The organism is Levilactobacillus fujinensis, assembly GCF_003946335.1.
GTDB lineage: Bacteria > Bacillota > Bacilli > Lactobacillales > Lactobacillaceae > Levilactobacillus > Levilactobacillus fujinensis.
In genome coordinates this window covers 76665-83785 of record NZ_RHNX01000010.1, presented here as the reverse complement: position 1 = coordinate 83785, position 7121 = coordinate 76665, and the positions used below count along the sequence as shown (strand labels likewise).

Genomic DNA, 7121 nt, shown 5'->3' with positions numbered 1-7121 from the left:
AGCGCCGTGAGGCGTGGAGCGGACCAGTACTAATCGGTCGAGGACTTAACCAAGTTGTAAAACGTGGTGTTCTCAAAAAGGAAATAATTGACTAATATCTAGTTTTGAGGGAAGAAGTTCTCTTATAGTGTGGTGGCGATAGCCTAAAGGATACACCCGTTCCCATGCCGAACACGGAAGTTAAGCTTTAGCACGCCGATAGTAGTTGGGGGATCGCCCCCTGCGAGGATAGGACGTTGCCACGCGACGGAAAGAACCCAGTGATTGGGTTCTTTTTTATTTGTCATTATTATCAAAAACGGTGATAATGACAGTATGCCGCTTTAGCTCAGAAGGTAGAGCGTTTCCATGGTAAGGAAGAGGTCGTTGGTTCAAATCCAATAAGCGGCTTATTAGTACGAATTAGAACCGTTTTGCAAAATAGGAACCGCGCTGGAACAGCATTCCGGCACGGTTCCTATTTTTAGTATCCACTAGAATGCACTAGAATCTCAAAAAAAGTTTGCGGCGAATTTTATAATCAAGGTAGCCACTTAGAATTTGGGACAAAATAAATACACCAAGACGTAAATCTCAGGTATCATTGGAGTTCCTACACAAACAATGAAAGAGGTTTTCGTCTTGATGCAAGAACAGCTTACCATGAATCGTCCCAAGGGTCACCATTTAACTTTGAAAGAGCGCGGAAACGTTGCAATTTACTTCAATCACGATGGATATTCTCACTGTAGAATCGTTGGCTTAATCGCGGGGGTGTATATGGCGGTCGCAAAATGTGGGGGAAATGGCAATTAGAACCGAATTAATCCTAAAAAATCAGCTCCCAAAATCACACTTTGATTTTGGCGGTTACTGCCGTTTAACGTTAAATTTGTTATGCGGATACCTGCGCATTGATCATGAATTTATCAATCACGAACTGCTTACGTAGATTGTAGTGGCCGTAAACCGCAATCTGGCTACCCAAGGTGGCCTGATAGAGAAAGTTTAGACCATGCTTATGGACGAGACAATTAATCAGTTGGCCGCTGCGTGTATCAGCAATTTTGACGAAGAGTAGAATGGGCGACATCTTTAAAACTTTCGGATCGCTAATAATGTTGCCGGTTAGAGCGCGTTGTTCCATGGTCATCACCTCTGTAAGTTATATTATACGAACGTACGTTCAGAAATGCAAGCCTTTTTATTACAACTGTGGGTGTCAACGGAATAGGAAAGGTCCCAGTGGTGATCGAGTCAAACTGAATATTTTAATCCAGTCTTTAACCGAAATAGATTCGTAATATTAATAAATACGACAACTATGTTTCTGAATAAGTTAAAACTCAGTCAGACTTAACCGCCAGTTATTCCCATTTTGAATGTAGCTAGAGTTTTTATGGCAATGGCTATGTATATTTGATAGTATATGAAGTGTTAAGAATATAGCTCACGGGTGAAGGAGAAGTATTATGAAGAAGTTGAACCGGGTTGGGGTTGCTATTGCTCTGGCTTTAATGGGAATTGGGTTCTGGGGGACGAAAACGAGTTACGCGGCGACACCGTCATCTGGCAGTGAGTCGGCTAAGGTGACGGCGAATGTCTACGGTACTGATGGCAAAGTTATTGGGACGACTCGTGACGCCGATGAGTCCAATAAAGTTTACGGAACTAATGGTAAGGTCATTGGTACCACCCGCGATGCGGACAACTCCGGTAAGGTTTACGGGACTAATGGCAAAGTTATTGGGACGACTCGCGACGCCGACGAGTCCAGCAACGTTTACCATCCGGATGGTAAAGTAGTCGGTACCACGCGTGATGCGGATGAGACGGGTAAAGTCTATGGTGCTGATGATAAAATGATCGGCACCACGCGCGCCAACAACGGTTCCGTCGGTGTCACGACGAACGTTTACGATGCGGAAGGCAATACGATTGGGACCACGCGTAGTGACAGTGAGATTCTGCCTCAAACCGCCGAAGCACGCTCCAAACTTTCTTGGTTGGGGGCCTTGATGGCGGCACTAACATTGACTGGCTGGCGGGTTTCTCGGCGTCGAGATCGGGCGTAATCATGACGAGAAAAATGATGATGAAGGGACTAGTTGCACTCATGCTGAGCCTGACCTTACTGGGGAGTGGGGGCGTGGCAGCACAAGCAACGCAAATAGAAACAACACCTGGGACTCAGCGGGGCGTAACCACGAGTATTCACCGGGTAACCGCCCAGTCTAGACGTCACCAGACAATCGAATTAACTTGGTTGGGGGCAACTTTAGTGGGAGCAATCGGCCTCAGTTGGGCGTTAAATCGTCATCATAAGTAAGTGCGGACCGGATAACTAATCGGTTCTTTTTACTTGTCGGCACAAAAGGAAATGGGCACACTAAATATAATTTAGGACTCGAAGGAGCACAATCATCATGGATGACTTATTGGCGTGTATCGAAATTTTACCGGACGATTCAAAAATAGACGACACCGCCATCGCGGCTGTCGCCTATTTTTGATTGAGATGTTCCCATGCCCGCCGAAGTTCCAGCGCGTAGGCGTTGAAACCAATCTGTTCAAGGTGGTTGTGGGCTGCTGCAGGGGAGAAGAAGGCGGCACGTTGAACTTCCGATTGTTGGAGGGTGAGACCATCCAAGGGCGTCGTTGTTTTAAATGCGAACCATGCTTCGATCCAGTGACTATAGGTGCGTAAGAAGTAGTTATCCGTTGCGGTCACTGGCAACTCTAACCCCAACTCCTCGTGCATTTCCCGGTGCATGCCGGCCACAATCGTCTCACCGGCGAGGACGGACCCGCCAACCGAACAGTCCCAACAACTGGGAAAGTTCAGCTTGTCTGCCGTCCGTTGCTGAAGAAGAACCTGACCATTTGGATGAAAAATGAAGGCGTCGACCACCAAATGGTATTCGCCCGGGCGTAGCGTTTCCCTTCGTTGGCGGCGCCCCACGACTTGTAGTTGCCGATTATAAATATCCCAATGTTCCGTTAACCGATCCGCGGCCATTGCGGTCACCAGCTTTCTTAAATTTAGTGTAGCACTTTTCCAGCTAGTCGTTGTGGGACAATAAATTAGAAGGGTTGGCAAGAGATGAACGACGATATGAGGCAATGTCCAAGTGTGTTCTCATCACAGTCATGAGCCTAATTTAGAAGTTGAAAAATATAAAATCGCCGGAAAATCAACCGCAGCAGATAACATCTCTAGTAGCCGTTGTGTGGTTAAATTTAATGATTCTAAGAAGGAAAGCGACTATTTTTTGTCCGCCAATTTCAAATGATAGCGTTTTGCTTGTTGTTGCCAAGAGCTCAGGATGGCCCGAATCCCCGGATCAATCCGCGCAACCTTCAGCTGGCGTAGTAGACTGGCCTGTTGGTCCGCAGTCGACGAATCACCAAAGAACCAGGTCCAAATACACAGGCAGAGCTGGAGCGTCAGGTTACCTTCGCTGGTGAGCTGTTCGAGATGACCAGTCATTAGTTCCGTTTTAAACGCCCGGGCCTGAGCATAGTCACGGTGACTGAGGAGTACCTGTAGGGCTACCAGGTCGAACGATAGTCGCAGATCCATCACGTGAAAGGGATCGGTCAGTTCGGATACATACCGGTCACAACTTTGATGCATTTTACGAATCGTTTCCGACACGGCAGCGTCCTTGAAGCCCATCAGCGCCATCAAAATGGGGCCCATCCGAATTTCCTGTAGCGTCCAGGATTTGGTGGACATAATCTGTTGCCACAGGTGATCCATATCGCTAGTTAACGTGGCATGTCGGTGACTGTAGGCTGTCAGAAGGACCGCTGCAATCGTCGCTATTCGACGTTCAGCGGGATTTTTGCTCTGACCGTAGCGTTGTGCTAAGTGACTAAGTTGCGGAAAGTTCTGCTGGTCATAAGCCAACATGACCTGACTGCGAAGAATTTCACCGTCGTCTGGGCGGTAGTCGTTTTGAATGAAGCGGAATTCGTCTGCAGAGACGCCCAGTCGCTCTAAAATTTCAAAGAGTTTAGTTGCCGTGACGTCGTGATCGCCATTTTCCAGTCGGGTTGCGAATGAGCGCGAGACGATGCCTGAATAAACTTCTTTTTGCGTCAGACCCTTAGCTTGTCTGATTTGTTTGATGGTAGTACCGAGTTCTTCCATGAGAAATGGCCCCCTAAGCAATGTGGCAAATTTGCCACATATTATACGGAACTTTTGATGAGAAATCAATTAGAATTAGATTAATAACTTGAAGGGGGAACCGTCATGGAAGTTCAAATTACCAATCGCCAGTCTGTGATTCAAATCGTGCGGGCGGCTAGCAGTGACATTATCAGTACCTTAGGCGGTGACACCTTTGGTTTTGCCTTAGGCCTCATGCTCCTACACACGACCCATTCTGCATTGAGCTTTGGGTTAGGATCGATCATCTATCCCATTGTGGGCCTCTTGTTGATGATTCCTGTTGGGAACCTGATTGACCGGGGTCATCACAAGCCCTTGATTTTAACCAGTAAGGCCTTAGACATCGGTGCGTATATTGTGTATGCCTTATTGGCCGATCGTGTTGCGAATCAAATGTTGCTTGCCATTTTAGTCTTAACGTTTATTGCCTGTTGCGATAAGGTCACCAATACCGGGTTCACCGCGTCGATTCATGAATTGGTCAATGATAACCATATCAAGACGTTAGCCACCATCGAACAGGCCGCGACTGCCGGTATTCAGCTGATTTCGCCAGTGTTAGCCGCTGCACTGTACGGGATGATCGGCTTTGACGGTATCGTTAGAGTTGAAATTGCTGCCGAAATTAGTGTGTGGTTGATTACACTTTCCATGCGCTTTCATCCACTAAAGGCCGCTGAAACGAAAGAAGTCAGTGCTGCCACTCCTGCCGATCAAACGAGTCAGTCAGATCAACCACGCCAATCAGGGGCGGTAAAGTCAGCAACCCAACCGGCCCAGACCCAGTGGCAGCTATTCAAGGTCGGGTTACGGTATATCTGGAATCGGTTTACGCTCCGTTCCGTGGTTATCATGGGGGTTTTCTTGAACTTTCTCTTTAGCTCGGTCGACGTCGGCTTACCATACGCCATTGTGCAGACTCGCCACATGAGCAATACGAGTCTAAGTGTGGTCATGAGTGGATTCGCTGCCGGAATTCTAGTTGGTAACTTGGTCTTATCTATGTTGCCAACGTTCAAACGCGTTCTGTTGACGATTCTGCGTCTGTCAATGGTCGTCGGCGGGGCAATCTTTGCCCTGGGAATGCTCTTCATGAGCACATTACCCGACACCCAATTGGTCTTAATCTTGGTCATTTGGGCCCTACTGGTAGGACTGACACTAGCCTTCGTCAACACGCCAATGTCCGTCTACATGCAAATGACCGTGCCCACTGAATTGCTCGGGCGCGTAGGGTCAACGTTTGGGACGCTGATGCAGCTGGCGGTTCCCGTGGGTACCGCATTTTACAGCATCTTCTTCCAACATGTATCCGCTGGCCCCGTCTACGCCATGACCGGAATCGTCGTGCTGGTTTACATTGGGGTTAATCTCCTGATTGTGCAACAGAAATTAGCGGCCGGCAAGCAAATTGACGATTGATCTGGCCTTTCCGTGCTAGAATCAAAGGCGTACATGGTGAATGTTTAGCAGTAAATTGGGACGGTTTAGGACCGTCAGATGGGCTAAGCATGCGACACGGAAAGGGAGGGTCAATGTATGCAAGAGTTTGATATCGGGATTATCGGTGGCGGGCCCGGCGGTTTAGCGGCCGCTTACGGTCTCCATGCACGGGGGATGAACGTGGCCGTGGTCGAAAAGGACCTTTGGGGCGGCACATGTCCGAACCGTGGCTGTGATCCTAAGAAGATCCTGATGGCCGCTGTGGAGGCTCAGGGCCACAGTGAGGCGTTGCAGGGCCATGGCTTAACCGGTATTCCCCAAATCGATTGGGCGGCGCTGATGGCAGCTAAGCGGGCTTACACGGAAAAGATTCCCGGTGGGACGAAAAGCGGGTTAGAAGCAGCCGGTATTGCCAATTTTCACGGGACTGCGAGCTTCAATGACGATGGTACGTTGACCGTTGGTGCTGAGCAGCTGAGCGCGGCCAACTGGATCGTTGCGACCGGTCAGGAACCCCGCTTACCGAAAATCGCGGGTCAGGAGTGGCTCCGCACCAGTAACGACTTTCTTGATCTCGACAAACTTCCTGGAGATATTACGCTGATGGGCGCTGGCTTCGTGGGGGTTGAACTGGCGGCAATCGCCAACGCCGCGGGGAGTCGCGTCCACCTGGTCCATCACAACGCGCGGCCACTGCGGGCGTTTGACCAAGACTTAGTCAATGATCTACTTGAGCGGTTACGGGAAAATGGTGTGGATGTCAGATTGGATACGACCATCACGGCTGTTGCGCCAGCTGATGACCAGTATCAAGTGACCACGGCAACTGGTGAGACATGGACGACTGGTCTGGTCTTTGCAACTGCTGGGCGTACTCCGGTCTTGGCGGACCTTCATTTGGACCGCGTCGACGTAGAAACGACTACTCATGGCATCACGGTCAACGGACGCCTACAGTCCTCTAATCACCATATCTTTGCGTTAGGGGATGTGGTTGATCGGCCACAACCCAAGCTGACGCCGGTGGCCGGGTTTGAAGGCCGCTACTTGACGGAAACGCTGACGACCTGTGACTCACCAGCCATTCAGTATCCAGTGATTCCAGCGGTAGTTTATGGGAAGACACAGTTGGCCCAGCTCGGCATTTCAACCGTTCAGGCGGAATCTCAGTCGGAGAAGTATGTGATCAATGACTTAGATCTAACCCATTGGTACAGTTACCAGCGGATTCAAGATCCTCATGCGCGGATTAAAGTGGTCGTGGATAAATCGTCGAATAAAATCGTTGGCGCCGCGGTATTGAGTAGTGAGGCGGAACAAGTGATCAATTATCTCGACTTCGTCATCAGTAATCAGCTCAGCATGGACGACATCAGTGCCACGATCATGGCCTACCCAACCTTGGCTTCAGACTTGACTTACTTTAATTAAAGGTTGAAAATCAAAATGTTTGTCTTACGCTTGCGACTGTGGAAATTGTCACCGCTAAATTAGGGGTACTGGTCGCATTCCGGCTGCC

Annotated in this window: 8 protein-coding genes, 1 tRNA gene and 1 rRNA gene; 7 read left to right on the top strand and 3 right to left on the bottom strand. The window is 49.2% G+C overall.

Annotation, left to right across the window (positions count from 1 at the left end; all coding sequences use genetic code 11):
• The first annotated feature begins 128 nt into the window (after positions 1 to 128).
• The 3 genes from rrf (at position 129) to EKM89_RS14050 (ending at position 795) form a co-directional block, all read left to right on the top strand.
• A 5S ribosomal RNA gene (gene rrf, locus EKM89_RS05585) occupies positions 129 to 245 on the top strand.
• Between the two features lie 72 nt (positions 246 to 317).
• Positions 318 to 390: transfer RNA gene (locus EKM89_RS05580), tRNA-Thr, on the top strand.
• Positions 391 to 603: 213 nt separating this feature from the next.
• Positions 604 to 795 carry a hypothetical protein gene (locus EKM89_RS14050; protein WP_164510516.1) on the top strand — a complete coding sequence of 64 codons (192 nt, stop codon included), beginning with the start codon at positions 604 to 606 and terminating at the stop codon, positions 793 to 795.
• A gap of 79 nt (positions 796 to 874) precedes the next feature.
• On the opposite strand, the gene EKM89_RS05575 is transcribed toward EKM89_RS14050, so the two are convergent.
• Entirely contained in the window at positions 875 to 1126 is a 252-nt protein-coding gene (locus tag EKM89_RS05575; protein ID WP_125686499.1) for a hypothetical protein, read from the bottom strand.
• 325 nt (positions 1127 to 1451) lie between these two features.
• Between EKM89_RS05575 and EKM89_RS05570 the strand changes: the two genes are divergently transcribed.
• Together EKM89_RS05570 and EKM89_RS05565 are read left to right on the top strand one after the other, a co-directional pair.
• Positions 1452 to 2054 (top strand): type 1 periplasmic-binding domain-containing protein, encoded by a 603-nt coding sequence (locus EKM89_RS05570; RefSeq protein WP_125686497.1) that lies wholly within the window; start codon positions 1452 to 1454, stop codon positions 2052 to 2054.
• Between the two features lie 2 nt (positions 2055 to 2056).
• The gene (locus tag EKM89_RS05565) at positions 2057 to 2308 is read left to right on the top strand and encodes a hypothetical protein (protein ID WP_164510515.1); all 252 of its coding nucleotides are present in this window, start codon (positions 2057 to 2059) and stop codon (positions 2306 to 2308) included.
• A gap of 174 nt (positions 2309 to 2482) precedes the next feature.
• Here EKM89_RS05565 and EKM89_RS05560 read toward each other — a convergent pair whose 3' ends face one another.
• On the bottom strand, positions 2483 to 2998 hold the full coding sequence (locus EKM89_RS05560; RefSeq protein ID WP_125686501.1) for an NUDIX hydrolase: 516 nt from the start codon (positions 2996 to 2998) through the stop codon (positions 2483 to 2485).
• Between the two features lie 246 nt (positions 2999 to 3244).
• Entirely contained in the window at positions 3245 to 4135 is an 891-nt protein-coding gene (locus EKM89_RS05555; RefSeq protein WP_125686493.1) for a helix-turn-helix domain-containing protein, read from the bottom strand.
• 105 nt (positions 4136 to 4240) lie between these two features.
• Between EKM89_RS05555 and EKM89_RS05550 the strand changes: the two genes are divergently transcribed.
• Positions 4241 to 5581 (top strand): MFS transporter, encoded by a 1341-nt coding sequence (locus tag EKM89_RS05550; protein ID WP_125686491.1) that lies wholly within the window; start codon positions 4241 to 4243, stop codon positions 5579 to 5581.
• 117 nt (positions 5582 to 5698) lie between these two features.
• Positions 5699 to 7033 (top strand): dihydrolipoyl dehydrogenase family protein, encoded by a 1335-nt coding sequence (locus EKM89_RS05545; RefSeq protein WP_125686489.1) that lies wholly within the window; start codon positions 5699 to 5701, stop codon positions 7031 to 7033.
• The last annotated feature ends 88 nt before the right edge of the window (positions 7034 to 7121 follow it).